This is a genomic window from Pseudoalteromonas sp. S4492, from assembly GCF_005886115.1.
GTDB classification, from domain to species: Bacteria; Pseudomonadota; Gammaproteobacteria; order Enterobacterales; family Alteromonadaceae; genus Pseudoalteromonas; species Pseudoalteromonas gelatinilytica.
This window is the reverse complement of sequence record NZ_PNCP01000320.1, coordinates 1-365: the sequence shown is the minus strand read 5'-3', so window position 1 is coordinate 365 and position 365 is coordinate 1. Positions and strand designations below refer to the sequence as shown.

1 protein-coding gene is annotated in these 365 nt (G+C 44.4%); it reads left to right on the top strand.

Annotated elements, in window-relative coordinates; genetic code table 11:
- Window positions 1–365 (top strand): pyrroline-5-carboxylate reductase family protein (locus CWC28_RS21715; RefSeq protein WP_212746836.1); only part of this gene is annotated, 365 nt, incomplete at both ends.

Here is a 365-nt window from a genome sequence, read left to right as displayed (position 1 = left end):
TAAAACCCTTCTTAGATCCACAAAAACAAACACTGGTAAGTGTGGTTACAGGCGTATGGATCAACGATATCCTAAGTATTGTGGGAGATCAATTTGCCATTTTCCGCGCTATGCCCAATACGGCTATTGCTATTCAGGAAAGTATGACCTGTATCAATAGCATGAACGCATCCGAAACACAAACCGCATTTGTGACCGGCTTATTCAATCAGTTAGGGAAAACAGTTTTTATAGAAGAAAAACTCATGGATGCTGCTACAGTGCTCGGTGCCTGCGGCACCGCTTATGCCATGCGTTATATTCGTGCCAATATCCAAGGAGGCATTGAAATCGGCTTCAGTGCTGCTATAGCATCCCTGATCGCC